The organism is Thalassotalea litorea (assembly GCF_005843925.1).
GTDB lineage: Bacteria > Pseudomonadota > Gammaproteobacteria > Enterobacterales > Alteromonadaceae > Thalassotalea_A > Thalassotalea_A litorea_A.
The window spans coordinates 18344-45122 of record NZ_VCBC01000001.1; the positions used below are offsets into that span (position 1 = coordinate 18344).

At 45.2% G+C, this 26779-nt stretch carries 16 protein-coding genes; all 16 read right to left on the minus strand.

Annotation, left to right across the window (positions count from 1 at the left end; translation table 11 throughout):
• Positions 1–26: 26 nt before the first annotated feature.
• Entirely contained in the window at positions 27–1046 is a 1020-nt protein-coding gene (gene pyrD / locus FE810_RS00090) for a quinone-dependent dihydroorotate dehydrogenase (RefSeq protein WP_138317996.1), read from the minus strand.
• 120 nt (positions 1047–1166) lie between these two features.
• On the minus strand, positions 1167–6008 hold the full coding sequence (locus FE810_RS00095) for an NAD-glutamate dehydrogenase (protein ID WP_138317997.1): 4842 nt from the start codon (positions 6006–6008) through the stop codon (positions 1167–1169).
• Between the two features lie 270 nt (positions 6009–6278).
• On the minus strand, positions 6279–8606 hold the full coding sequence (locus tag FE810_RS00100) for an efflux RND transporter permease subunit (protein WP_138317998.1): 2328 nt from the start codon (positions 8604–8606) through the stop codon (positions 6279–6281).
• 5 nt (positions 8607–8611) lie between these two features.
• The gene (locus tag FE810_RS00105) at positions 8612–9643 is read right to left on the minus strand and encodes a WD40/YVTN/BNR-like repeat-containing protein (protein ID WP_138317999.1); all 1032 of its coding nucleotides are present in this window, start codon (positions 9641–9643) and stop codon (positions 8612–8614) included.
• 69 nt (positions 9644–9712) lie between these two features.
• Positions 9713–11077, minus strand: a complete 1365-nt coding sequence (locus FE810_RS00110) for a DUF1329 domain-containing protein (protein WP_138318000.1) — start codon at positions 11075–11077, stop codon at positions 9713–9715.
• Positions 11078–11087: 10 nt separating this feature from the next.
• On the minus strand, positions 11088–13154 hold the full coding sequence (locus FE810_RS00115) for a DUF1302 domain-containing protein (protein ID WP_138318001.1): 2067 nt from the start codon (positions 13152–13154) through the stop codon (positions 11088–11090).
• Between the two features lie 319 nt (positions 13155–13473).
• Positions 13474–16047: an aminopeptidase N gene (gene pepN, locus FE810_RS00120; RefSeq protein WP_138318002.1), complete on the minus strand. Its 2574-nt coding sequence runs from the start codon at positions 16045–16047 to the stop codon at positions 13474–13476.
• 9 nt (positions 16048–16056) lie between these two features.
• Entirely contained in the window at positions 16057–17544 is a 1488-nt protein-coding gene (gene nhaC, locus FE810_RS00125) for a Na+/H+ antiporter NhaC (protein WP_138318003.1), read from the minus strand.
• Positions 17545–17769: 225 nt separating this feature from the next.
• Entirely contained in the window at positions 17770–19815 is a 2046-nt protein-coding gene (gene prc / locus FE810_RS00130) for a carboxy terminal-processing peptidase (RefSeq protein WP_138318004.1), read from the minus strand.
• Between the two features lie 17 nt (positions 19816–19832).
• Complete coding sequence (gene proQ / locus FE810_RS00135; RefSeq protein ID WP_138318005.1) at positions 19833–20468, minus strand: RNA chaperone ProQ; 636 nt, start codon at positions 20466–20468, stop codon at positions 19833–19835.
• A 16-nt stretch (positions 20469–20484) separates the two neighbouring features.
• Positions 20485–20775, minus strand: a complete 291-nt coding sequence (locus FE810_RS00140) for a hypothetical protein (protein ID WP_138318006.1) — start codon at positions 20773–20775, stop codon at positions 20485–20487.
• Positions 20772–21233 (minus strand): free L-methionine (R)-S-oxide reductase MsrC, encoded by a 462-nt coding sequence (gene msrC, locus FE810_RS00145; protein WP_138318007.1) that lies wholly within the window; start codon positions 21231–21233, stop codon positions 20772–20774. Before msrC ends, FE810_RS00140 begins: the two co-directional genes overlap by 4 nt.
• A gap of 176 nt (positions 21234–21409) precedes the next feature.
• Positions 21410–22135, minus strand: coding sequence for an SIMPL domain-containing protein (locus FE810_RS00150; protein ID WP_138318008.1), 726 nt, complete (start codon positions 22133–22135; stop codon positions 21410–21412).
• Positions 22132–22725: a DUF2057 domain-containing protein gene (locus FE810_RS00155; RefSeq protein ID WP_138318009.1), complete on the minus strand. Its 594-nt coding sequence runs from the start codon at positions 22723–22725 to the stop codon at positions 22132–22134. The genes FE810_RS00150 and FE810_RS00155 overlap by 4 nt, the downstream gene beginning before the upstream one ends.
• A 143-nt stretch (positions 22726–22868) precedes the next feature.
• A complete protein-coding gene (prpF, locus tag FE810_RS00160) occupies positions 22869–24062 on the minus strand; it encodes a 2-methylaconitate cis-trans isomerase PrpF (RefSeq protein WP_138318010.1) in 1194 nt (397 codons plus the stop codon).
• Positions 24063–24145: 83 nt separating this feature from the next.
• A complete protein-coding gene (gene acnD, locus FE810_RS00165; RefSeq protein WP_138318011.1) occupies positions 24146–26749 on the minus strand; it encodes a Fe/S-dependent 2-methylisocitrate dehydratase AcnD in 2604 nt (867 codons plus the stop codon).
• Positions 26750–26779: the final 30 nt, after the last annotated feature.

Sequence of the window (26779 nt, forward strand, 5' to 3'; positions counted from 1 at the left end):
CAATTGCGTAAGCCGTTTGTTCTGGATTAAAGCTCGTCAACAATACGTTTAATTAGTTCAGGACCTTCATAGATAAAACCGGTGTACACCTGAACAAGAGATGCTCCCGCGGCCAGTTTTTCTTTGGCGGCGGCAGCGCTATTGATACCACCAACACCGATTATCGGCATTTTCCCATCCAGTCGGTCAGCAAGGAGTTTGATCACCTGCAGACTTTTTTCCTGAACCGGCACGCCGCTCAATCCGCCCATTTCATCACCATGGGCCAATTGTTCAACCCCTTCCCGGCTTAACGTTGTATTGGTGGCAATCACCGCGTCGATATCATTGCTAAGCAGGCAGTCAGCAATGCCCTGCACTTCTTGTTCATCGAGATCGGGGGCGATTTTCACGGCCAGGGGAATATATTTACCATGGGTCTCGGCAAGTTGCGCTTGTTCAACCTTGAGCGCCGCTAATAGTTCATTTAATGCATCACCATATTGCAAAGCACGTAAACCTGGCGTATTGGGCGAAGAAATATTGACCGTAATGTAGTCTGCGTGTTCATAAACCTTGCGCATACAATGAATGTAGTCATCTTTGGCATTGTCTTCTTCGGTATCTTTGTTTTTGCCAATATTTATCCCTAACACACCATCAAAACCCGCTTGTTTGGCTTTGCGAACCTGATCAACCAAATAATCGACGCCATGGTTGTTAAATCCCATGCGGTTAATAATGGCATCGGCCTCAGTAATACGGAAAATACGCGGTTTTTCATTGCCCGGTTGTGGCCTTGGCGTTACGGTGCCGACTTCAACAAAACCAAACCCTAGTGCCGAGAAACCGCGAATACATTGGCCATTTTTATCCAGCCCTGCTGCCAGTCCGACTGGATTGGGAAATTCAATCCCCATAACCGTAACCGGTTTATCGGCGACTTTGGCACCATATAACCCCTTTAAGGCATTGGCGGCGGGCGATTTGAACATGTTAATTGCCACATCATGGGCCTGTTCAGCGTCGAGTTTGAATAGTAATTTTCGGGCGATGGAGTAAAACATAATTCCTCAGATACAAAAAACTCACCTTAAAGAGGTGAGTTTAACACTAAATCCAATGGGTACAAGTATTTGCACCCATTCGACAGCCTTTTACCAGCGGTAAAAAATGGTAAAAATGGCTTATAAATTCGGGTCGCAATGATGTGACAACAACATTAACTCCCGAAGACCGACCGAGAATTTTGCAAACTCATGAACTTTACTGGTTCGAAAATCGGCTAAAATCTGATGCCAGCGTTCTAACGGTTGTTCAGAGCGTTGTTCCCAAATATCTATCATCGGTTCAATATCCGACGTTTCCGGGTTCATGCGCAGCACTACTGAAGTTAATGAACGCTGTTGCCAGTCAAGCTCTTCTCTAAATGATGCCCGTGCTAACGCTTGCCAGTGGTTGTCCACCGGTTGCATGGTGATCTGCTCTAAGAACCAATGCAGATGCAGGCGCACTCCAATTGAGAAATACAATTGCGCGACCAATTCGATGTCTCTGGCGTCCTGACAGGCTACCTGAGCAATATCCATAGTCGAGAACAAGGTACTCAATTGCGATATTCGGGTGGCCAAATCACCTGGAACATGCTCTTTTAACAATTTAGACTGTAAGTCATTTAACTCACGAGCTTCCTTATCGACCAGGAAATCTTCCAGCTTATTGCTCAACACCTTAAAGGTAGGTTGATAGAAATCCAGGGCTTGTTCAATGCTCAACGACTTATTGCGATGACGTAAGAACCAACGGGTCGCGCGGCGTATTGTGCGACGTAACTCAAATAGCATTTCGCTTTGAACTTTGGCCGACACCTTGTTGTCCATCGCTTCGATTTGTTCCCAGGTCGCTTCCATTTCGAAAACCGCACTGGCCATGGCAAAGCACTTGGCAATCTCTTCAACGCCAGAGCCGGTCTCTTCCTGCATCCGGTAGACAAAGTTCGCCCCCATAAAGTTACACAACAGGTTTGCCAACTGGGTGGCAATGATCTCTGCTTTTAGTGGGTGATTTTGCATTTGCTCTGCATAACGTGCCTGCAACTGTTGCGGGAACGCAGCGGTTAATAGCTGGCCTAAATATGGATCATTGGTAATGTCAGGATGTACCAATTGCTCTTTTAACACCATTTTGCCATAGGCAACCAGCACGGACAGTTCCGGACGGGTTAAGCCTTTACCCTGGGCCAGACGTTCATTAATTTCTTCATCTGAGGGCATAAACTCCAATGCCCGGTCTAGCTTGTCTTCACGCTCAAGATACTGGATGAAACGCTGATGCTCTTTTAATTTGCTGCCACCACGAGACTCAGAAATCGATATCGAATTGGTTTGACGATAACAATCTTCCAGCACAATCTCTTCAACATCATCGGTCATGTCATACAACAACTGATTCCGTTGCTTCAAGGTCAAATCACCATTGGTGACCAAACCATTAAGTAAAATCTTAATGTTAACTTCGTTATCGGAGCAATCCACACCACCAACGTTATCAACAAAGTCGGTATTCATTCGACCGCCATTGGCGGTATATTCGATGCGTCCAAGTTGAGTACAGCCTAAGTTACCACCTTCGCCAATAATCCGGGCTTTGACTTCATTCCCGTTAACGCGCAACACATCATTGGCTCTGTCGCCAACTTCGAGATGACTTTCATCGCTACCTTTAATGTAGGTTCCGATACCACCATTCCAGAATAGATCGACCTGCATTTTCAACGCGGTTTGAATCAATTCATTCGGTGCCATCGACGCTTTTTTGGTGCCGAGCAGTTTCTTAATTTGCGGGGTCAATTTAATCGACTTAGCCGCCCGAGAAAAAATCCCTCCCCCCTCAGAAATCAAATCGCGATTGTAGTCATCCCAACTGGAACCCGGCAAGTCAAATAAGCGCTGACGTTCGACATAACTGCTCGCTGCATCCGGGGTCGGATCGATGAAAATATGCATATGGTTAAATGCGACCTGCAAACCAGTGTGCTTGGAGAGCAACATACCGTTACCAAAGACATCACCAGCCATATCGCCAACCGCAAGGCAGGTAAAGTCCGTACTTTGGCAGTCGATACCAATTTCACGGAAATGACGTTTTACCGACTCCCATGCACCTTTCGCGGTGATCCCCATCTGTTTGTGGTCATAACCAACACTGCCGCCTGAGGCAAACGCATCCCCTAACCAGAAGTTATAATCTTCGGAAATAGCATTGGCGATATCCGAAAACGTTGCCGTGCCTTTATCGGCTGCAACCACCAAATAGGTATCGTCTTCATCATGACGAAACACCTGTTCAGGATGGACGATTTCTCCCCCGACAATATTGTCGGTTATATCGAGCAAGCCACGGATAAAGGTACGGTAACACTGTTTACCCGCCTCAAATATTTCTGCTCTGGTACCGCCGACCGGCAAGCGTTTACAATAAAAGCCACCTTTGGCACCAACAGGAACGATAACCGTATTTTTTACCTGTTGGGCTTTTACTAACCCCAACACTTCGGTGCGAAAATCTTCTCGACGATCGGACCAGCGCAAGCCACCACGGGCGACCTTTCCGCCGCGTAGGTGCACACCTTCAACATCCGGAGAATAAACAAAAATTTCAAATTTAGGTAATGGTTTTGGCATCTCTGGGATCAGCTCAGGCAAGAGCTTAAATGAGATATAAGACTTGGTGTTGCCTTCACTATCTGGTTGGAAATAGTTGGTGCGCACAGTAGCATTAATAATTTCCACATAACGGCGAATGATTCGATCGTCATCAAGGCTGGCAACATTATCCAGAGACGATTCAATGGTTTCCAGTACTTTATTCATCGCGCGTTGCTTAGATTTATCGGTCGGCGTGAACTTAAGTTCAAACAATTCGATCAATAATTCTGCAAAGCTAGGATAGCGTGAAAACGCATCTTCAATATAACTCTGACTGAAAGTGGAGCCAATTTGTTGCTGGTATTTTGCCAGCGCTCGCAAAATTGACACTTCCCGACCCGCCAGGCCCGCACCAAGAATCAAACGATTAAAACCATCATCTTCGAGCTCACCGTGCCAAACCTTGGCAAACGCATCCTGAAACAGGTTTTGCACCTGCTCCAGATCGAACGCTTTTTCAGAGGTTAGCAACATCGAAAAATCGAGGATCCAGCACATCTCACCATCGGTATTGATCACCGAATATGGACTCTCGCCAATAATCCGTAAACCAAAGTTTTCCAACATCGGCAACACATCGGATAAATGCAGAGGTTCACCCTTGTGAAAAAGCTTAAGCTTAACAAAACGACTATCCGCTTTTTCTTCTAACGGCTGATAAAACAACATCTCCAGAGGATTATCTGCGGTGACTTTCTCTAACTTATCAATATCGACAATCGCAGTACCCGGTAACACTTCGTCTTTGTAGGCTTGCGGAAAATCGGCATATTTGCGACGTAACATTTTTCCTTTGGCTTCACCCTTATTTAAATTTAGTGCATTGGCCAACTTGTCGTCCCAACCGCGTGCTGCGGCGTTTAAATTACGCTCTATTTCCTTCACATCAATATCCGCTTTTGTATTTTTAACTCTGACAATGTAATGCGTACGTGCCTGTACCGACTCTGAAAAGAACGTCGTAAACTCAACTTCTTCATCGCTACCAAAGGCTTGTTTTAATATCTGTTGGGTTTCAACTCTAAGCTTAGTGTTGTAACGATCTCTGGGTACGTAGACCATACAGGAATAGAACCGATTAAAGGCATCACGACGCAAAAACAGCCCAGTTAAATCCCGCTCCTGCATTTGCAGAACGCCACGCACCGTTTGCAGTAATTCCTCTTCACTCGATTGTAAAATTTCATCCCGAGGGTACGTTTCAAGGATATTGATTAACGTTTTGTAGGCGTGCGAACTCGGCGCATAGCCGGATTTATCACAAACACGCTTCACCTTGTCACCGATAAAAGGCAAATTTAATGCGCTGTCATTGTAAAACGCCGAGCCAAATAAACCGAGAAAGCGCTCTTCCTTAATGATTTTACCTTCTTTATCAAATTTTTTGATGCCGATGTAATCAAGGTGCGCAGGTCGGTGTACGCGAGAGCGAGAATTGGTCTTGGTTAAAATTAACAGACTTTTTCCGACTGCCACTTCACGCGCGGTTTCGCTCAAATCGGACAGGAGCATGGGTTTCGTGGACTTTGTCTTTCTCAACAAACCTAATGACGAATCAAAATCCCCTTCTATAGAGACATTGCCTTTAACTCGGTGAATGTCATAGGCGCGATAGCCCATAAAGGTGAAATTATCATTGGCAAGCCACGACAGTAAGGCTTTCGACTCACGGTAGTCCTGAGCTTGTACAACAGATTTCGACTCTGCCATTTCCTGGATGCAGGCATCGAAACGATTTTTCATCGGCAACCAGTCGTCAACCGTTACCGAAACGTCCTGAAACACGGAGTGCAACTCTTGGGTAAGCTGATCAACTTGTGCCTGTTCGGTAAGGCGATCGATTTCAATAAAAAACACGGTTTCAGTAATGCTGTTAGCAAGATTTTTGGCACTGGCGTCAATATCCGTTACCTGACCTTTTTCATCACGAACGATATTCATCGGACAATTGAGGACTAGATGCGGAAACATATTCAGGCGGTTTAGTGCGATGCGCGTAGAATCGACCAAAAACGGCATATCTTTGATGATCACTTCAATGACCGTATGGCTGGATTTCCAACCATGTTGCGAAACTTGTGGATTTAATACCCGAATAAACGCCTGATCATCGACCTGGGCATTCAACGCTTTCCAAAGGCTCAATGTTGCGCCATAAACGTCGCTTTCGTTACGGCCAGCTAAATCTTCTTTGGAAATATTGGCATACAACAGGCTCGTAAATTTATCGAGCAACGGGGCGGTGTGGGATGGAACTTTGTCATGAATTAACGCTGACACATTTTTAAAAAGCACAGAAGATTTATTATCTAATGACGCCATGCTTAAGTACCCTCTGGTTCGCGAATGAAATTGACTACAAAAACTTACAGCTAGCAAGTCAATTTTCTTCTTATTTTTGTATTTAGAATAGTCTATTGCGCGAATTCTATTAGGAAAAATAAGGGATTGCGAGCACTTTTTTAGAGTAAAAATACCAATTTAGACGGGGGTTGGAGAGGAAATCAGGCAATTATTCAGCTGCCTTAAATAGAAAATGGCCCTGAGGCCATTTTCTTGATTAATTATGCAATTTAAGCAATTGCAGTTATTTTACTTCTTTAACTCGTCCCGCCATAGGTATGCGGAAATCGCCGGCAATAAAATAATCGCCGCTAACATGTTGACCAGGAACATAAAGGTTAACATGATCCCCATATCCACTTGGAACTTAAGGGCCGAGAAAAACCAGGTCGAAACACCAATTGCCAAGGTTAAACCGGTGATTAATACCGCTGAACCACGCTCTTTGAGTGCGGCAAGATACGCTTGTGGTACATTATCGCCCGCCCGAATGCGCTGACTCATAGTTGACAGAATATATATACCATAGTCGACACCAATACCAACCCCGAGTGCGATAACAGGCAAGGTCGACACCGTAAGGCCGATATCCAGGAAGGTCATCAGCGCCTGAGCTAACGTCGATACCACGTACAGAGGTACAATCACCGCTATCGTTGCTTTAATTGAACGAAATGAGATTAAACAAAGTAAAATCACTGCACCATAGACGTAGAACATCATCGGCGTTTGTGCTTCTGCAACGGCTTCGTTGGTTGCCGCCATGACCCCAACAGGACCTGACGCCAGTTTAAACTGAATTTTATCGGTACCCAGTTCTTCGCGGTATGCTTTAACTGCACTCACAACCCGGTCAATTGTCTCGGCTTTGTGATCTTCCAGAAAGAGAATGATCGGCATTGCCGAGCAATCGCGATTCAGCAAGCCACTGGTGGTTGGTACCCGAGCAATAGACTGTACTAATGACTGTTGATTTCGTGACAACACCTTCCACTTTTTATTGCCTTCGTTATAACCCGAGTTCACGACTTTGGCGATACTGGCCAGTGAAACCGCCGATTGCACCCCTGGAATATTTTCCATGCGCCATTGCATAGTATCAACGACGTCCAGCACTTCGTGATAAATACACGAATCCTCATACGTTTCGACAACCACCGACATATAATCAACACTGATGGCATATTTATCGGTGATCAAGAAGGTATCCTGATTGTAACGGGAATCTTCATGCAAGGAAGGAGCACCGGCATGCAATTCACCGATTTTCAGTTTTTGACCTTGATATTGGCCCCAGAAAAACAATAATGCTGCAATCGCAATGATAATCGCCGCAGGTTTTTGTGCGGTAACAATTTCTGCTTTCTTCCACAGCATACGTGCCATGAATTTATGCTCAGACGTCTCAACAATTTGTTTTTGCTCTTCCTGATCAAAGCGCACGAAAGAAACCAACACCGGTAACAGGAACAAATTGGTAAAGATAATTAACGCAACACCTAACGAGGCGGCAATTGCCAATTCCCGAATAATGCCGATATCGATTGCCAGTAAGGTTAAAAAGCCAACGGTATCCGAGAGCAAGGCAATGCCGCCGGGAACCAATAAGCGCCTGAAACTCAGCTGTGCGGCCTGTTTCGGATTATTGCCTTTGGCGACTTCTCTGGAAACCGAGTTAATCATCTGTACGCCATGACTGACACCGATAGCAAAGACCAGAAATGGTACCAAAATTGACATGGGATCAAGGCCAAAGCCTAACCAAGAAAGGACCCCCATTTGCCAGACAACCGCCACTAATGATGTTGCGATTGGTAAAATAGTTAAAGTAAAAGAACGACAAAACAGGTAAACCATCAACGCCGTAATGGCAATCGCGATAGCAAAGAAGGTAACCACGCCTTTGGCGCCATCGGCGATATCACCGACCATTTTCGCAAAACCGATAATATGAATGCTGATGCCATCTTTTTCATACTTGCTGCGAATTTCTTCTTCTAACTGTTTTGCCAACTTTAACGTATCAAGCTTTTCTCCGGTTTGTGGGTCAATTTCCAGTAACGAGGTTTTTACCATCGAACAGGTGTAATCGTCAGACACAATACTACCGACGATACCGGCTTTTTCGATATTACTTTTAACCGTTTGCAAATCTTCCTGGCTACCACCGAAATCTGCTGGTATTACCGGTCCCCCGGCAAATCCATCCTCAACCACTTCGACAAAACGCGTCGAAGGTGAAAATAATGAATTGACCTGAATTCGGTCGACGCCTGGAATGAAAAACAATTGGTCATGGACACCCCGTAACGTCGTGAAAAAGTCCGAGGTAAATATTTCCCCATCATTGTTACACACCGAAATCAGGACATTATTGGCACCACCGAAGTTTTTCTGGTGCTTAAGATAGGTCTGCATGTACTCATGTTGCAGAGGGATATTCTTTTCGAATGAGGCATCCAGACGAATCTGGGTTGCATACACAAACAAATAACTTGTGATCGCAAGAAATACACCGATAACCAAAAACCGGAATCGAAATATATTTCTTTCTAATTTATTAAATAATCTGCTCATTAGTATTATTGACCTTGTACGACTTTAAGTCCGACTTCTGTTGCCAGTATTAATTGTTCGTTAAACCACACGCCCGCCAAGATGGCCTTACCATCGGATTGAGTCGACTTGGTAAAGGTTTTACCTTGATCGTTACTGGTTAAGATAACGCCGGAGTTTGCCACCACATAAACAGTACCATTGGGAGCAACAATGACTCCGTTTAATAAGGCTTTGGTACTCAAAGCAATACGTTGCCAGTTATCCCCTGCGGTATCAGAGACAAATAAATTACCACGCAGACCAGAAACAATCAGATGTTGTTTTTCGGTCGCGTTGATATCAAAAAATGAACCGGCATAAATTTCATCAAGAAGTTGCCATTGCTGACCTTGGTCATCGCTTTTGGCCATTAATCCGAGTTCGCCGACCAGATACCACTGTTCACCAACAACCTTGATGCGATTGAAGTGTGGCAGGATGCTACGAATTTCATCTAAGTACAGCTCTTCATCTTCGTCTTTGAGTTCTTGCAGATACAGCTGATCATCTTCAATCAATAATTCGCCATGGAACTCTTCTTGCCAGCTTTCACCACCATCTTCGGTTCGTAAAAATCGGCCATAGGCACCAACAGCAACCCCCTGTTTCGGGCTTGTGAAAATCACATCAAATAGCGGACGTTCTAACTCTGGAGCATACATCTGTATTGCCCAACTTTCACCGCCATCTTCTGTTTTTAAAATGACCGAATCGTGTCCGACCGCCCAACCGAGCTTGTCATCAAGAAAAAACACCCGGGTCAGAGTCGACACTGTCGGAACCGTTTTTTGCTGCCAGTCAAGTCCGTCAACAGACGTTAATATATGACCGCGTTCACCTACGGCAATTAATTTTTGTTCGCCCACCGAGGTGATATCAAGCATTAGTGAATTTTTCGCTAAGGGTGAAAGTTCAGAGAATTGAGTGGACTCAGATTGGCTTGTTGAAGCCGATTGTGCGGTGCTTTGGAAAGAAAACACCAGCATAGAGAATAAGATTAGTATAGTTCGCAACATGCAGTTTCCAATGGGTAAAAATGAAAACGGTTGGCCTAAGCCAACCGTTGTATACGTCGAAAATAACGGTTAGCGGCGACCTTCACGTCTTAGTGCTGACGCGGTAAAGTCTTTCTCCCGTAATGGTGTCTGGAAGTCATACATTTTATGTTCGTTATCCAAGCCCATCGCAATATAACGGCGAGACTGGACATCATGGAACACTTCAAGTGTAGACCATTGCGCTGGTAACTCGTAGTAGTTGATTGCGTGCGCCATACCTACTCGGTACAGCTCATTACGGTTATCATAGATATCGACAACAGAAACCTGCCACGAATCTTCATCAATAAAGAAGGTACGCTTCTTGTAAATATGGCTGGTGCCAGATTTCAATGTTGCTTCAACAACCCAGACACGGTGCTTTTCATAGCGCACTAAATCAGGGTTGATGTGACCTGGCTGCAAGATGTCTTTATATTTGACTGCATCGGAATGCAATTTGTAGTCATTGTATGGGATCAGCAATTCCTGCTTACCAACCAGATTCCAATTGTAACGATCCGGAGCGCCGTTAAACATATCGAAATCATCGGTTGTACGTAAGCCATCAGACGCTGTACCTGGTGCATCATAGGCGACATTAGGCGCACGACGAACACGGCGTTGACCAGTATTGTATGTCCATGCCTGACGTGGCGTTTTGATCTGGTCCATGGTTTCATGAACGAGCAATGCAGTACCGGCAAGACGTGCTGGAGACGTGACTTTCTGTTTGAATTTAAACAGGATATTAGTCTTTTCCAGATCTTCATACGACGCACCTTTTATACCATAAGGTAAGATAAGTGACTCATCAAAACCCAGATAGGTATAATCGCCACGCGCGGTAGGTGCTGCCTGACCACCTTCACGGGTTACCTGCTCGCCACGATAACGAAGCGTGTGATTCCAAATCACTTCAAGACCTGTCGCTGGCATTGGAAATGGAACACCAACCGCTGCCTTGGAGATACCATTACCGCCTTCAATAAGTTCAGAACGCGTCGCATTTTTTATCGTTTCATCATAAACGTGCTGAGGGTAGGAAGCACTACGACGAGTTTGATAAACACTCATTTTGAAGGTTTCAGGGTAAGTTTGAAACAGTTTTTGCTGACCCGGCGTCAATATATCGGCATAGTCGCTGTAATTGCTCGCGGTGATGGTGTAAAGCACTTTGTCTTCAGGGAAAGGGTCGGGATGATGATCTCCAACCTTATAACCCGCCGGCGCTTGAGTGATTCCACCCGTCCACGCTGGAATAGAGCCATCGGCATTGGCGGCTTTCTCAGCGCCCATAGGTGTAAGTTCGGTGCCAAGTTTCTTGACGTCAGCTTCGCTTACTTTCGCTGCAGCCCCGACTGACGTTAACGCCAGCGTCACTGCCATAGAAATAAATGCAATTTTTTTCATGTTATTGACCTTATATTGAATACTTGACGTTAAACGACACGAAGTCACGATCTTCAACCTGGTTTATCGTACCAGCACCACCGAAGAATGCATTATAGCTAATGTCGGCAGACCAACGGCTTTGGTAATCAAATGCAACCGTCAAAGCAACTGATTTTCTGTCTTCAACAAACAAGAACAATGGATCTGGCGTCACCCCTTTCACGTCGTGAGAGAACACCACGCGCGGTGAAACGTTCACACCGGCAAATACATCGTTATAATCCAGTTTACCAACGACACGGTAGCCCCAAGCAAATTCCGTCGGGAACATATTGGTTTCTGTGCCACCGAATAATGGGCCGATAAACGGGTTATCTTCGCTAGATGTTCCTGAGCGACTGGTATTAGGACCGTTCAAACGTAAAACATCTTCGTCTGGCATATCCATAATATTGATACCACCAACCTCAATCAGACCCGTCATCTGACTTGCGCCAAATGAAGGACCAAATAAATGCGTTAGGGTAACCTGTGCCTGCAACGTATCGGACTCAACCCAACCTTGCGCTGTCTCACCTTGTTGGAACTCGCTGCCATCGGCTTTCTTCATTTGCGAGATACCATCTAAAAATGGTGCTAAACCGGCATTTGCCAATTGTTGAGGAACCGCAGCAAACAATAGCTCCACGTCATCAATTTGCAGAGGCTCATCCTGACGATAACTCACTTCACCAGCAACCGAAGTAATGCCAACTGTGGTATTGAAACTCAAACCATAAAGGTTAATGTCTTCGGGATAGAAAAGCTGAGCTTTAGAAAATACATTTAAGTCGGTTACGTTACCGATGCCAAATTCAGGATTTGCCACGGTCATAATATCCTGACCTAACATAGTATAGTTAGCGGTTACACCCGAGATCACCGGTCGACGAGAATGATAATTCATGTAGTACAAGCTTAATTCCATATCATTAAGCTCTGGGAAAAAATAAGACAAACGCAGACCGTACTGACCGCCATCTTCCGGTAATACATTACCATTAAGGCTACCATCCGCGTTGACTGCTTGGTCGCCATCGCCCGTTGCACGGAGCGTAACAGCACGACTCAAACCAACCAGCATATTACCGGCGTTAGCGGCATCGCCAGCTCGTGCGAGTTCACCAGCCTGTTGCAACATGCCATATAGGGTATCTAAGTTCATATCCGGAGCAGAACCGAAACCTAGCTGAATGTTATTGGTATAACCGCCAGAGCCGGCAAAATCATTGGTTGAAAAATAGGTGCCCGGAGCTGGCAGAATGGAATTTTCCCACTGGTACTGGTAATACGCTTCGACATTGAAGTTTTCGGTTACACCAAATGATGCCCAAACGGCACCAAACGGAATAAACGCTTCTTTTAACTCTGCGCCTGGGGCACGAAGTCTGGCGATATCCACCGGGTTAATCTCACTGATACCATGAGAAATCAGGGTTGATTCACCCCAGCTGATGACTTGCTGACCGACACGGACAGAAACCGGGGTATCACCGATGTCAAAATCGGCATACACAAATGCGTCAAGCAAACGCACGTCGGCACACACTTCTTCTTTCGCGTCTTTATCATCACAAGGGTGATACGTGCTGCCATCCAATACATTATTGAAAGGGCGAGCACCATCCATTAATTCGAAATCATAAAAATACAAGCCACGGGCGAAAAAACCAAAATCACCGTAACGTATGTCTAGCTCGTGAGAACCTTTAAAGACCCGTGAAAAGGCTTCACCGGCATCAAAATTAAGGTTACCCATATCACCATTGGTAGAGTAACTACCAGGCAAGGCCCAGATTTGTTCCTGCGAGTAATCATTGTTGATCCAATCCAAATTATTTTTCAGATTGTTTGATTTGCCGATATGGTCATCCCAGTTTCGGTTTTCGGTACGCCAGCTTTCACCATAAGAAAATGTTGAATCAAAACTGATTTCAAAATCTCCCAGATCAAAATTAACGGCATGTGCTTGTGTGGCAGTTAAAGATAACAGTCCTGCAGCGATACCTTTAGCTACTGAACTCTTGCAAAATTTAACCAGAGCATTCTGCTTCATGATTTCTCCCCAAATAAATACGCGAGTAATTTTATTTTTCTTTCTACGTATAGCAGTTAAACAATGATTACATCATTTTTTCAACGTGGCAACCGTTAAAACAAATTACTACTTGACTCTAAATTAATGATTATTACGCTTTTATCACCTACCAACCTAACGCAGTTTAAAACGCTTGTTTAAAACCTGTAAAATTGTAAATGGTGCGCATAGTATTGGTTAATTCAAGCGCCTCTACTTTAATTACAATGGTCCGACCACGTTTAAAGTAGAAACTCTAGAATCGTTAAACTTTCTTTAAATTATTTTTCTCAATGCGCTACTTGGCAAGCGCTGCGGAGATTTTTTCGCCAATATCGGCGCTAATATTTTCCAATTTTTGCAAACCAGCAAGTTGTTTTCTTAAGCGGGATTGTACTTCTTGGCAAAATCCCTGACCCTGTATTAATCCGGTGATTAATCGAGAGGCAACTTGTGGGTTAATTTTATCCAGTATGGCAATTTGTGTCGCCAACCATTCGTAGCCCTTGCCGCTAGGATCATGAAAATATTTCGGATTGCTGTTTGCAAAACTGCCCACCAAAGATCGCACCCGATTTGGGTTTTCCATTGAAAATTTGGGATGGCTTAATAAGGATTGTAACCGTTCAAAAATATTGCCGTCTTGCACTTTGGCCTGGATAGCAAACCACTTGTCCATTACCAACGTATCCTCTTGCCATTGTTCGGCAAAGGCGTTGTTGATGTTTTCAAAGCTTGGCAGGTTGTATTGCGCGGCGGCATTCAGGGCGGCTATTTGCTCGGTCATATTTCGAGCTTGGCGAAACTGGCTAACAACCTCGCCGTCAAAATCTTCATCACCGGCCAAATAATGTAAACAGGCATTTTTCAATGCGCGTAAGCCCGACGCCTGTTCGCTATCACCAAACAGGCGCTCTGTGCATTGTTGGTATATTGACGTTAATTTCGCCGTTTGACTATTGAGCAGATCCTGTTCGAATTGCTCCAAGGCAGCCAGTAATCTCTGTGGCTCGACATCCTGCAAAAACTCGGTCATCTCAGCAAAACCTGGCAGGGTGATCTGTAACGCTTTGAATGCGGGTTCAATGTCTGCATCAAGGATGTTTGCAAAAGCCTGTTGCAACGAATCCGGTAAGCGATAGCCAGTATCTTTATAATAGTTGGCGATACATTGTCTGAATAAGCTTTGGCTGGCTTCCCAACGGGAGAAACCGTCATTTGCCGAGGTCATAATCCTCAGCAGGTCATCGTTGCTTTGAGGAAAGTCCAGCTTTACCGGTGCCGAGAACCCGGTTAGTAAAGCAATGACCGGTTGCAAAGCGAGCTCTTCAAACTCAAACGTCTGCGCCGCATCAGACAATGACAATACGCCCTGTCTCATTGTTTCACCGGTTTTTGGGTTTAACAATTCAAAACCAATGGGGATCAATAATGGCGGATGTTGCTGCCCTGCCCCCGGAGTCTGGCTCAATCGTAAACTTAATGATTTTGACTGCAGATCATAGGTTGCATTCGCGTGTACCTGAGGCGTACCGACCTGTGAATACCAAAGGGAAAACTGGCTTAAATCCCGGTCATTGGCATCCGCCATGGCATTAATAAAGTCATCACAGGTTACCGCCTGACCATCATGACGGGCGATATATTCTTTTATGCCACGCTGAAAGCCTGTTTCACCCAACAAGGTGTGCAACATTCGAATGACTTCCGAACCCTTTTCATACACCGTCAAGGTATAGAAATTATTCATTTCCACGACTTTTTCTGGGCGAATAGGATGCGCCATCGGACCGGCATCTTCAGCAAACTGGTGGGCGCGAAGCACGCGAACATTATTAATTCGAGTCACATCTTTTTGATGCATATCGGCACTAAACTGCTGATCTCGAAACACCGTTAAACCTTCTTTTAGGCTTAATTGAAACCAGTCTCTGCACGTAACTCGATTACCGGTCCAGTTATGAAAGTATTCATGGCCGATAACCGCTTGTATATTGAAAAAATCATCGTCAGTGGCACTGCGTTCATCGGCTAGAACATATTTGGAATTAAAGACATTTAGACCTTTATTTTCCATTGCTCCCATATTGAAAAAATCCACCGCGACTATCATGTAGATATCAAGGTCATATTCAAGATCAAAGACTTGTTCATCCCAAGCCATCGAATCTTTTAACGCTTGCATCGCATAATGTGCTTTAAATAGATTTCCCTTATCCACAAACAGTTGCAAATCAACATTGCGGCCAGATTTCGTGGTAAAGGCATCCTCAAGCAGATCAAAGTCACCGGCGACTAGCGCGAACAAATAGCAAGGTTTATGGAATGGATCATGCCAGCTTACCAAATGCTTACCGTGTTCAAGATCTTTGCGTTCAATGCAATTACCATTGGACAGCAAGAATGGATATTTGTCTTTATCGGCAATTATCGTTGTCGTGTATATCGACATGACATCTGGGCGATCAAGGAAATACGTAATTCTTCGAAAACCTTCTGCTTCGCATTGAGAACAAAAAGCACCGCCGGATTTATAGATCCCTTCTAGCGCAGTATTGGCTTTCGGGTTAATCATTGTCTCGATGGTTAAAACAAAATTCCCAGGACAGTGATTAATGATCAGCGATTCTTGACTGACCTGATATTGGTCCGTAGACAATAACACGCCATCGATGTGTATCGTGACCAATTCCATATCATGACCATCAAGTACCAAAACGTCTTGTTCGACGCGATTGGTATTTCGTTCAACCGTCATCGAACTGCGCACTAAAGTGCGTTCATCATCTAATTCAATTGTTAAATCGACCTTCGGGATCTGATAAACAGACTCCTGATAGTCACGCAAATACATTGGAGTAAGATCTGTCATGGCTTGCTATTACTTTTCCATTGTTACTGTGGTTGTTACGCCGTCTTTTACTTTTTCGGCCAACGTCTTAATTTGAAACCCAAGAAATCCGTACACTACCGCCAGTACCGGATTTATTAGATTAAAGAAACAATAAAAGATGTATTCCAGCGGATTTACCGCCAATACGCTTGCCATATAGGCACCGCAAGTATTCCAGGGAATTAACGGGGATGTGATGGTGCCTGAATCTTCTAACGTTCGGCTCAGTACAACTGGGTGTAAATTACGACGTTCATACTCTTCTTTAAACATACGACCGGGCATCACAATCGACATATATTGGTCAGCGGTCACGATATTGGTGCTGATACATGTCGCCACGGTTGCAGAAATCAACGCGCCGGTTGATTTAGCAAAGCTAAGAATGGCATTGATAATTTTCTTCAGCATGCCTAAATGTTCGAGTACCGCACCAAAGGTTAATGCACAGACAATCAGCCATACAGTATTGAGCATGCTCGACATACCGCCTCGAGACAACAGGCTATCGAGGTTTTCATTGCCGGTGTCAACACGCACCCCGTCAAAAAAGGCGGTCCAAACGACCGTTACATTGCTATCGACAGTGTTTAAACCTTCACTGGCAATCGACATGATAAAGTCTTGTTGAAATAAAATCGCCCATATCGCCCCGACAATTGCACCAATAGAAACGGACAAAAACGCCGGTACTTTTTTAATGGCTAACACCAGTAATACAAGCAAAGGCACTAAATTAATGATGGAAATATCAAAATGCTCGGTCATAAGCTGATTCAGCTCAGTGCCCTTCGAGCCTATCGCTCCCACATCTTCCGTTAAGCCGAGAATAGTAAATAGTAAAAGCGCTGTCACTATCGATGGCACGGTCGTCCACAGCATGTAACGAATGTGTTCAAACAATTCGCTACCCGCAACAGCAGGAGCCAGGTTTGTAGTTTCCGATAATGGTGAAATTTTATCGCCGAAATACGCGCCGGAAATAACGGCGCCTGCGGTAATTGAAGCCGATAAGTCAAGGCCATTGGCGACGGCTATCAGTGCGACACCGATCGTTGCCGCTGTGGTCCAGGAACTACCTATAGACATGGACACTAAGCCACATATCAAACATGTCGCGGCGTAAAACCAGGAAGGGTTAAGAATATTGAGGCCATAATAAATCATCGTTGGTACGGTACCAGATAACAACCATGTGCCAATCAGAGACCCCACCGCAAGCAGGATCAACACGGCGCCAAGAGAAATAGAGATCCCTTTAACGATTGCCCTTTCCATATCAAGCCAGCTATGGCCATTTTTAAAGCCGATGCCAATGGCAACGCCCGTGGCCATTAATAGTGCAATTTGGTTTGGCCCCCAGGAGGAATCTTCGCCAAAATAAAGTACGGCAGCTACCAGTAAGCCAATCATTACCAGTAAGGGGATCGCCGCATCAACAGCGTTGGGATCCCTAGGAGAGTGTTGAGTGGTCATAAAAACATTTATCCGTGTATAGATTTAATTGCGTTTGTTATTTTATTTTTTGCAAGGGTTTGAAAAATGAATGCAGTCAGTTTTTCGAACCGGAATTACCACGCAGTATAAAGGAAAAAAAATTAAATTACCCCTTTGAAACAGGCATAAAGCGGCACTTTTGTGAGAGATGATATAAAAAAACCGCCAAATATGGCGGTTTATTAGTCAGTTGAATTTTAGCGGCTATTTTTTGGCAAGTTTGCCAATCGCCACTAAATCAAAGGTGATATTAGCGGACTCATCTAAAAACGGATCCAATTCCGACAGCTCTTCAGGAATATCGTCTATCGACGTGACTAGCTCTTTGTCCATCGCTTTTAAACGAAGATTGGCTCTTTCCAGACGTTTCGCTTTATTCTCTTCGCGCTCGTTTTTACGCTGGGCGTAATTTAGCGAGATAGATTTGTCGTCCTTTTTCTGCTGATATTCAACGATATCTTCTTGCAGGTATTTGAATTCATCATTTTTCTTGATGCGCTCATCATGCATTGACTGCAAGTAAGAAATATCCTGAGTGAAATCGTAAAGCGGACGATATGGGGCTTTTTTAATTTTGTCCCAGACTAAAGCGTGATCTTCCTGGCTTTCACCCCATTCTTCAGGCTCAATTGCCGACGGGAATGCGATGTCAGGTTGAACGCCTTTGTGTTGCGTACTGCCGCCATCAATGCGATAAAATTTCGCAATCGTAAACTGAATGCTACCCAATGGATTTTCATATAAATCGTAGACTCGGCCTAAACCACGATGTTGCTGCACGGTGCCTTTACCAAATGTATTCTCACCGATTATCAACGCACGCCCGTAATCTTGCAGCGCCGCCGCGAAAATTTCCGATGCTGACGCACTGTATCGGTCAACAATAACGGTTAACGGGCCATCGTAATAGCTTAAACCATCGGTATCTTTGTTGATCTCAATTCGATCATCGATGCCACGTACCTGAACAACCGGGCCTTTATCGATAAACAGGCCGGTCAATAACGTTGCTTCCGTTAGTGAACCACCACCATTGCCACGCAAATCAACAATAATGCCCTGAACTTTATCTTCCTTAAGCTTGGCAATTTCTTTGGCAACATCTCGGGAGAGCTTGTTGTAGAAACTCGGAATCGTGATCACCCCAAGCTTCTTGGGATTATTGGCAACCTCGCCATCCGCATCTTTTTCAATATAGACTTCAGATTTCGCGGCTCTGTCTTCCAGCTTGATTTTGTCGCGAACAATGGAAATCACCACCATACGTGGGTCATCTTCGCCTTTTTGAACCTGCAAGCGAACCGTCGTACCTTTTGGGCCTTTGATGAGATCAACGACATCATCAAGACGCCAGCCAACTACATCGACGAACTCTTCATCACCTTGAGCAACCGCAACGACCTTATCTTTGGGCTTAAGTTTCTTACTCTTGTCCGCAGGGCCACCGGTCACCACACTTTGGATCACAGTAAAGTCATCTTCCGCACGCAGCACTGCACCAATGCCTTCCAGAGACAAGTTCATCTCCATTTGAAAACGTTCGGCATTTCTTGGCGATAAATACGACGTGTGAGGTTCCACAGTGCGGGAAAAGGAATTCATCACCACCTGAAAAACATCTTCGCTTTCGCCTTGACTGAGGCGTTTGATGGCATAGTTATAACGTTTTGACAGAATTTCTTGGATTTTCGGCCATTCTTTTTTGGCCAATTTCAAATTCAGCGCATCATACTTTACGCGCTTACGCCAGATTTCGTCTAATTCTTCGGTAGAAGTCGCATATGGGGCTTCTTCTCGGTCGAAGTCGTAACTTTCATCCGCCTCAAAATCAAATTCCTTTTCCAATAAGGTTAAGGCATATTGATAGCGTTCGTAGCGACGCTGAACATTTAAATTATAAATATCAAAAGCATCATCAAGCTTGCCTGACATAATCATGTCATCAAACTTATTGCGGTATTTATCCAACTCATCGATGTCAGACTGCAAAAATACCGCGCGATTGTAATCGAGTTGCTTCAAATACAAATCAAAAATTTGCGACGACAGTTCATCATTGAGTTCAAACTGTTTGTAATGGGAACGAGAGTATGTCGCGGTAATGCGTTTACTGGCAGTTTTATGCTGCATTTCTTGAGATAGCTGCGGTAAATCATCCAGATCAATCTTAGGTTCTTCTGCGAATACGGCATAGGACGATAAGGAAAAAGAAAAGGCTACCGCCAGGGCTATTCGAGATATATTCTGCATAAAACTACTCCATTGGTTTATTTGGTAAAGATTTTATCCGCTCGAGTTTTGACTACCATGCCGGAGAACAACTGCACACTGACATCTTTACCCGCTACTTCTGTAATAGTAGCATCAATTGGTGAATTCCCAACTTGCACTAACACCTTCATTCCAGTTTTCAATGTGTTAGCTTCAGCTTGGACTAATTTAACGGGTTCTTTTTTCGGCGCTTTCTTCGCTTTTACCGGCGTATTTTTATTACGACCCGGTATAGTAGAGCGTTTTTCAGCTGCTTTAGTTCCTTTATAGGACTTATTTTGCTTATTTTCAGCTTCTTTTTTGTTAGCAAATTTTTCCTGACTCTCTTTCAGCGCATTTGCGGCAAACTCAGCTTGCGCCTCATCTATCTCAGCAACGGCTTCTCCTTGCAAGTTAACGCGCTGACTACCTTTCTTGATAGCCTTAAGATAACGCCAGCTTGAAGTGTAGTGACGTAACGCTTGACGAAGTTGTGTTTTGCTCACTTTTTCGTCTTCTTGAAGGGCTTCAGCAAGTTCTTGAAAAATACCAACCTTTAAGGGTTTTACCGTACCTTGAGAGGTAAAGCAAGCCGGGAATTTCTCGGCCAAATGCTGAATGATTTCTTTGCTTGAGATTTTTTTGGTTTCCATAATATTACTTCGTAATTTAATTTTGCTGAGACTGCAGATATTGATCGCGATTCGTCAACAAGTGGTAACACCAATCGATGATTTCATCTTCTTCAACTTCAGCCAGATGTTCTTGCCCAATCCAGGTATCCCAGACTAATTCAAGCAAGAAAGTTAATTGTTGAGGATCAATATCCTCTTCCGCCATTTGATAAACGGTATGATAAATAAGATTTAATTTTTCTGCGGCGACTTCTTCCTGTCCATCCCAATCGCCAACGACTTCCTCTGATACCAGAAAATCGTGGATCACGACTAACTCTTTCATGACTGACAACGCTCTTGCAGAATATCCACTATCTGTTGTAAACCTTGTGCGTCGTGCTGATCAAATTTCGCAAACGCTGTACTATCGATATCTAACACCGCAATACATTGGTCGGCGACATAAACCGGTAAGACGATTTCCGAATTACTCGCGGCATCACAGGCGATATGTCCGCTAAACTGATGAACATCTTCTACCACCTGAATTTTGCCTTCGCTTACCGCACTGCCGCAAACACCTTTGCCGACAGGGATACGAATACAGGCTACCTGCCCCTGAAAAGGGCCAAGGATCAGTTCATTATTATCCAAACGGTAAAAGCCTACCCAGTTAACATCATCCAGCGCATTGAAAAGGATGGCACTAATATTGGCCATATTGGCAATAACGTCGGTTTCTCCGGCAGTGATAGCATCTACCTGCTGGACGAGGGTCTGATAAAATTCGCGTTTATCCATATTTGCTAAAGGTCACTACATTGCTGCGTTGTCAGGGTAAGTTTGTCCTTTGAGTCAAATATTGAGCGAATTGCACAGATATTGTCGTAAAGGGTAAACAGCCCAGTAGAAAAGCGCATAACATACCCTGTAACTCAGCCAAGTTAAAGCATTAGTTGTAAATTATCGAATAAAGCTTAGTTTATCTCAAATATCAATCGCACCTGCGCCGATATTTGTTGCTCCGCGGGGATTGACTGATAGTTTGGCGCGTCTGCTGTCATGCCATACACGCGCCGTGGTGCAAAGCTTTCAGACTCTTTCAAATAGACCACCGGCCCTAAGGATATATTCGCTTGTTTGGCAATACGACGCGCCTTAATTTTGGCATCATCGATGGCGGCATCCAGAGCCTGCTGGTAAAAATAGTCCGCACGGCTGACTTCGTAGCGCAATCGAGAAACACTTGAGACACCAAGCTGGATCCCTTTTTCTAACAATTGATCATAGTGATTAAAGTTTAACAGAGTAAAGGTTATATTGCGGGCGACTTCAATCAAACCGGGTTGTTGTTGAGGATTTTGCTCTCCCTCGGCAGTAGCAGCGACCGGGTGAGGCGTTTCCGAAGCAAATATCGGTCGAATTCGCAGTTGAGATGATTCTATGTCTTTATCGGCGATGTACAATGTATCGGCCAGAGACAAAAGTTCTCGGGATTTTTTATCAACGATACTTTTCGCTTCATTCGCCGTTTTGGAGCGCTCACTAATGGTGATCGTAAAAATAAACGTATCGGGTTTAACGACGACCTCCCCTTTACCAATCACCTCAATACCACCAAGATTTGCGCCTTGGTTAGACTGACCATGGACAAGACTTGAAAACAAGGTTGCGACAATGATGAATATCAGAATTTGTTTCATTTGTGCTCCTCCTGTAGATATCGGATAAACTCCTGGCGTTCACTATCGGTGGCGAGCTCCCACCAGTATTCAAGCATTTCGACCGTATCTGGCCCGTGCGGTCGAAACTCCCCAGGATCATCACTTAAGCTCTGCTTAACCACTTGTTGACGCTTTTGTTGTTGCAATGACATCAGGTCTTGTTGATATTGTTTTTGTGACAATTGCTCAGCCCTTACCGGATCCCCATTGGCATCAACCAACTTAACCTGTGGCGATTTCGCATACGCTCTGGCAGCCTCTATCCCTAACTGTTGCGGGTGATTTAACTGCAGCGCATCATTGCCATTAACGGTAAATATCAACACAAATGGCGCAGAGCGAACCGTTTCATGATGATCTTCGGTATCATGCTCAAACATTTCGCGATATTGAATTTGTACCGCATGCTTACCAGACGCTAAGTCCAGTGTCGTTTCCTTAGTAAAATAGGATTTGCTTTGTTCTTCGCCATCGACAGACAGAACTTCAAAGGTATCAGGGATGGTTAGTTGTGCGGCCTGTGTTGCCAAAGAAAACAGCACAAACAGGCTGCCAAGAATTGCTTTCATACTCGATTGATTTTTTATTACTGTATCCTTTTAATTTAGCTGACAATTGCCGCCTTAGACAAGGTAATCCGTTAAAAAATCATTAACTTATAAAATTAAAAGGCAGGATAATTCCTGCCATTAGGTTCTGCGTTTAGCCACGCTCAGTCGGTTATGCTTGTCATGACTTGCCCGGGGATCCGAACCTGCCCTTCCATAAGAACTCGAGCGCTGCGACTCATGGAAACTGCGTGAACTTGCCAGTCCCCCTCATTTACGGAGGTACTAGCGCCAACCTTAAGTGTGCCTGACGGATGTCCAAACACCACGGAATCGGCACTATTTTGCGATAATGCGTTGGCGACAATCGTACCTGGAATGGCCGCTGCGGTACCGATCGCGACCGCCGCTGTACCCATCATTGCATGATGTAGTTTTCCCATCGACAATGCACGAACCAAAATATCAATGGATTGAGCGGTAATGGTTTTACCGCTGGAGGCAACATACGTTGCAGGCGATGCCACAAATGCCAGTTTTGGCGTATGCTGTCTGACTTTGGCTTCATCGAGTGATGAAATTAACCCCATTTTCATGGCACCATGTGCTCTGATGGTTTCTAGCCGTGCTAATAACGCGTCATCATTATTAATATCATCTTGGAGTTCTGTGCCCAAAAAACCCAATTGCTCTGCCGGAATGAAAATGGTCGGAATACCGGCATTAATAAACGTCGCATCAAAGCTGCCAATATCAGGAACCGACAAGGTGTCTGCGAGATTATCGGTTGGAAATAAAGAACCGTCTTTCGCCGCAGGGTCAATAAAATCGATCACGACTTCCGCTGCAGCAAACGTTACACCATCGAGTTCAAAATCACCGGTTTCCTGAACCTGATAATTACTCACTGGCACATGAGCAATGATGGTTTTTTCTATATTTACCTGCCAAATACGGACTTTAACGACGCCATTCTCGGGAATTGCGGATGCGCTCAACATGCCTTGTTCAATGGCAAAAGCGCCAACCGCTGCGGTCAAATTACCGCAATTGCCACTCCAGTCAACGAAAGGTTTATCAATGGCCACCTGGCCAAATAGATAGTCAACGTCATGATCCGGTTTAGCACTCGGCGAGAGGATCACGGTTTTACTGGTACTTGACGTCGCGCCCCCCATTCCGTCAGTCTGTTTCTGGTAAGGATCTGGGCTGCCAATTACCCGCAGCAATAACGCGTCGCGGGCCGCGCCTGCCTGTTGTGCCGCTTGCGGTAAATCTTTCAAATTGAAAAATACACCTTTACTGGTACCGCCGCGCATATAGGTGGCTGGAATTTTTATTTGTGGAAGATGAGTCATCAATCTCTCCTGTAATTATTGTCAGCGTGACCCTTGCCAATTACGATAGATATAGCATTCGCAGTGCCACGCTTGACGAACCTCTAGGTATTAGAGCTCAAAAAATCATCGGCAAACTTTTGTAATACCCCGCCGGCACCATACACCGAGACTTCTTCTGCAGTATCAAGCCGACATGTCACAGGGATCTCAACTGTTTCGCCATTATTGCGGGTCATAAGTACCGTCATCCGTGCGCCTGGTGCTGGTGTACCTGTCACATCAAAAGTTTCACTGCCATCAATGCCATAAGTATGGCGAGTCTCATGGGCTGTAAATTCCAGCGGTAACACCCCCATTCCCACCAAATTCGTGCGATGAATTCGCTCAAACCCTTCGGCGACAATCACCTCTACGCCAGCAAGCCGAACGCCTTTCGCGGCCCAGTCACGAGAAGATCCCTGACCATAATCCGCGCCTGCGATGATAATTAACGGCTGCGCACGTTCCATATAGGTTTCGATGGCTTCCCACATTCGTAATTGTCGCCCTTCAGGTTCAATACGTGCCAACGACCCCTGTATGATTTCACCGTTGTTATCGCGCACCATTTCATTTAGCAGTTTTGGGTTGGCAAAGGTTGCACGCTGCGCCGTTAAGTGATCGCCTCGGTGAGTTGCATAGGAATTAAAATCTTCTTCCGGCAAGCCCATTTTCGCCAGGTACTCGCCCGCCGCAGATGACGCCAGAATCGCGTTGGATGGCGACAAGTGATCGGTGGTAATATTATCCCCCAACACCGCCAACGGACGCATACCTCGCATCATGCGTTCTTTGGCTAATGCCCCTTGCCAATAGGGTGGACGGCGAATATAAGTACTCATGTCTCGCCAATCGTATAAGGGGCTTTCGGCACTGTCGACATTGCGAATTTCGAACATAGGCTGGTACACTTTTTTGAACTGCTCGGGTTTCACCGCACGGCAGACAATGGCATCAATCTCTGCATCACTTGGCCAGATGTCTTTTAAGCGTATGTCGTTGCCAGCATCATCAGTCCCTAATACATCCTGCTCAATATCAAATCGAATGGTTCCGGCAATTGCATAGGCGACGACCAGCGGCGGAGACGCCAAAAAGGCCTGTTTCGCATAAGGGTGAATACGACCATCAAAATTACGATTCCCCGATAAGACTGCGGTGGAATATAAGTCCCGTTCAATCACTTCCTGTTGTATTTTTGGATCTAGGGCACCGGACATACCATTACAGGTTGTACAGGCATAGCCAACAATACCGAAGCCGAGCTGTTCTAATTCTGTGAGTAAGCCCGCTTCTTCCAGATACAATTTTATGACTTTAGAGCCCGGAGCAAATGAGGTTTTAACCCAAGGTTTGCGCACCAACCCCAACTCATTGGCGCGTTTGGCGACAAGCGCCGCGGCAATGACATTGCGAGGGTTTGAGGTATTGGTACAACTGGTAATTGCCGCAATAATACAAGCGCCATCTGGCATATTCCCTTGCCAGTTATCGAGATCCGGTTGTTGCCATTCGCAGGCGATCTGCCGTTCTGCCAACGCCGAGGTTGGCAGGCGACGATGTGGGTTAGAAGGACCTGCCATATTGCGAACAACACTGGACAAGTCAAACTCAAGCACCCGCTCGTATTGGGCGCCGGTCATATCATCGGCCCATAACCCCATGGTTTTGGCATAGTTTTCGACCAGTGCGATCTGCTCGGGTTCACGACCGGTCAGGGTTAGATAATCGATGGTTTGCTCATCGATATAGAACATGCCAGCCGATGCACCAAACTCCGGGGTCATATTCGAAATCGTCGCACGATCGCCAATGGTAAGTTGACGAGCGCCGTCACCGAAAAACTCCAGATAGGTGGAAACGACTCGTTCGTTGCGCAAAAACTCGGTAATGGCCAAAACAATATCGGTTGCCGTAATGCCTGGTTGGCGCTTTCCGGTAAGCTTCACCCCGACAATGTCCGGTAAACGCATCATCGAAGGACGCCCTAACATCACCGTTTCAGCTTCCAGACCACCAACACCAATCGCAATAACCCCTAAGGCATCTACGTGGGGGGTATGGGAGTCGGTACCAACACAGGTATCCGGGAAAGCGACACCATCTCGGGCTTGAATAACCGGCGACATTTTTTCCAGATTGATCTGGTGCATGATGCCATTGCCTGCGGGGATCACATCGACATTTTCAAAGGCGGTTTTTGTCCATTCGATAAAGTGAAATCTATCTTCATTACGTCTATCTTCAATTGCCCGGTTTTTATCAAACGCCTGGGGGTCAAACCCCGGTGCTTCTACCGCCAACGAGTGATCGACGATCAACTGGGTGGGGACCACAGGGTTTACCTTGGCCGGATCACCGCCTTTTAATGCAATCGCATCTCGCAACCCAGCAAGATCGACCAGCGCGGTTTGCCCTAAGATATCGTGACAAACGACACGTGCCGGGTACCAGGGAAAGTCCAAATCGCGTTTTCTTTCGATGATCTGTAACAAACAATCGTTCAGAATGTCTGGATCGCATTTACGAACCAACTGCTCTGCAAGTATTTTTGAGGTATACGGTAAAGTGGCATAACTGCCGGGTTTTAACGTTTCAATCGCTTCTTTGCTATCAAAAAAGTCAATATTGGCATTGGGTAAAGGTTTTCGGAATTGGTAATTCATATCAATATCCACAAGAAATTAGAAATGTTG

What these genes read in the sequence shown, in the direction of transcription:
- pyrD (WP_138317996.1), bottom strand. Translation starts at nt 1,046, where the DNA reads ATGTTTTACTCCATCGCCCGAAAATTACTATTCAAACTCGACGCTGAA.
- FE810_RS00095 (WP_138317997.1), bottom strand. Translation starts at nt 6,008, where the DNA reads ATGGCGTCATTAGATAATAAATCTTCTGTGCTTTTTAAAAATGTGTCA.
- FE810_RS00100 (WP_138317998.1), bottom strand. Translation starts at nt 8,606, where the DNA reads ATGAGCAGATTATTTAATAAATTAGAAAGAAATATATTTCGATTCCGG.
- FE810_RS00105 (WP_138317999.1), bottom strand. Translation starts at nt 9,643, where the DNA reads ATGTTGCGAACTATACTAATCTTATTCTCTATGCTGGTGTTTTCTTTC.
- FE810_RS00110 (WP_138318000.1), bottom strand. Translation starts at nt 11,077, where the DNA reads ATGAAAAAAATTGCATTTATTTCTATGGCAGTGACGCTGGCGTTAACG.
- FE810_RS00115 (WP_138318001.1), bottom strand. Translation starts at nt 13,154, where the DNA reads ATGAAGCAGAATGCTCTGGTTAAATTTTGCAAGAGTTCAGTAGCTAAA.
- pepN (WP_138318002.1), bottom strand. Translation starts at nt 16,047, where the DNA reads ATGACAGATCTTACTCCAATGTATTTGCGTGACTATCAGGAGTCTGTT.
- nhaC (WP_138318003.1), bottom strand. Translation starts at nt 17,544, where the DNA reads ATGACCACTCAACACTCTCCTAGGGATCCCAACGCTGTTGATGCGGCG.
- prc (WP_138318004.1), bottom strand. Translation starts at nt 19,815, where the DNA reads ATGCAGAATATATCTCGAATAGCCCTGGCGGTAGCCTTTTCTTTTTCC.
- proQ (WP_138318005.1), bottom strand. Translation starts at nt 20,468, where the DNA reads ATGGAAACCAAAAAAATCTCAAGCAAAGAAATCATTCAGCATTTGGCC.
- FE810_RS00140 (WP_138318006.1), bottom strand. Translation starts at nt 20,775, where the DNA reads ATGAAAGAGTTAGTCGTGATCCACGATTTTCTGGTATCAGAGGAAGTC.
- msrC (WP_138318007.1), bottom strand. Translation starts at nt 21,233, where the DNA reads ATGGATAAACGCGAATTTTATCAGACCCTCGTCCAGCAGGTAGATGCT.
- FE810_RS00150 (WP_138318008.1), bottom strand. Translation starts at nt 22,135, where the DNA reads ATGAAACAAATTCTGATATTCATCATTGTCGCAACCTTGTTTTCAAGT.
- FE810_RS00155 (WP_138318009.1), bottom strand. Translation starts at nt 22,725, where the DNA reads ATGAAAGCAATTCTTGGCAGCCTGTTTGTGCTGTTTTCTTTGGCAACA.
- prpF (WP_138318010.1), bottom strand. Translation starts at nt 24,062, where the DNA reads ATGACTCATCTTCCACAAATAAAAATTCCAGCCACCTATATGCGCGGC.
- acnD (WP_138318011.1), bottom strand. Translation starts at nt 26,749, where the DNA reads ATGAATTACCAATTCCGAAAACCTTTACCCAATGCCAATATTGACTTT.